The organism is Roseomonas sp. TAS13, from assembly GCF_001950415.1.
GTDB lineage: Bacteria > Pseudomonadota > Alphaproteobacteria > Acetobacterales > Acetobacteraceae > Roseomonas > Roseomonas mucosa.
Genome location: NZ_BDLP01000698.1, coordinates 1 through 1,044 on the forward strand (window position 1 = coordinate 1; position 1,044 = coordinate 1,044).

At 75.0% G+C, this 1,044-nt stretch carries 1 protein-coding gene; it reads left to right on the forward strand.

Annotated elements, in window-relative coordinates:
- Window positions 1-134: 134 nt before the first annotated feature.
- Window positions 135-1,044, forward strand: a 910-nt coding sequence (gene cbiE, locus ROTAS13_RS24935; RefSeq protein WP_075823700.1) for a precorrin-6y C5,15-methyltransferase (decarboxylating) subunit CbiE, incomplete at its 3' end; no start/stop codon positions are given.

A 1,044-nucleotide genomic window follows, 5' to 3' on the forward strand; every position in this document is an offset into this window, starting at 1 on the left:
CCTTACGGTGGAGCTGTGCGTAGATGTGATCAAGAGACAGGTCGAAGCGCTCGTCCCCCGCCAGCACGATGGCCAGCGCCGAGGCCTCGGTGCTGCCGCCCAGGAGCAGGATTCGCGTCGGCGAGAGGTCGTCCATGATGCGGTGGCTTAGCATCATCGGGCTCGGCGAGGATGGGGTGGAGGGGCTGTCCGCCGCCGCCCGCAGCCTGCTGTCCGGTGCCGCGCATGTCTTCGGCGGGCGGCGGCACCTGGCGCTGGCGGCGCCACTGGTCCGGGGCGAGGCGCATCCCTGGCGCAGCCCGCTCGCGGAAAGCTGGCCGGAGCTGATGGCGCTGCGCGGCCAGCCGGTCGCAGTGCTGGCCTCGGGCGATCCGTTCCTGTTCGGCGCCGGCGCCAGCCTGGCGCGGCTGGTTTCGCCGGAGGAGTTCCTGGCGCTGCCCGCGCCGTCCTCGCTCGCCCTGGCCTGCGCGCGGCTCGGCTGGGCGATGCAGGAGGTGGCGACGGTCTCGCTCTGCGGCCGTCCGCTGGAGATGTTGCGCCCGGCGCTGCAACCGGGCGCGCGGGTGCTGGTCCTGGCCGCCGATGCCGCCACGCCCGGAGCGGTCGCCGGCTTCCTGTGCCGGCATGGCTTCGGCCCGACGCGGATGCACCTGCTGGAAGCCCTGGGCGGACCGCGCGAGCGCCGGCGGAGCTTCCGCGCCGAGGACGGGCCGCCCGGGGCGATCGATCCGCTGAACCTGCTGGCGCTGGAGGTCGAGGCCGCGCCCGGCGCCCGCATCCTGCCGCTTGCCGGCGGGCTGCCGGACGGGTGTTTCGAGCATGACGGGCAGATCACCAAGCGCGAGATCCGCGCCGTCACCCTGTCCAGCCTCGCGCCGCGCCAGGGGGAGATGCTCTGGGATATCGGCGCCGGCTCGGGCTCCGTCGGCATCGAGTGGATGCTGCGCCATCCGGCCAACCGTGCCATCGGCTTCGAGCCCCGGCCCGAGCGGGCCGCCCGCGCCGCCCGCAATGCCGCGCTGCTGGGCGTCCCGGCGCTGCGGG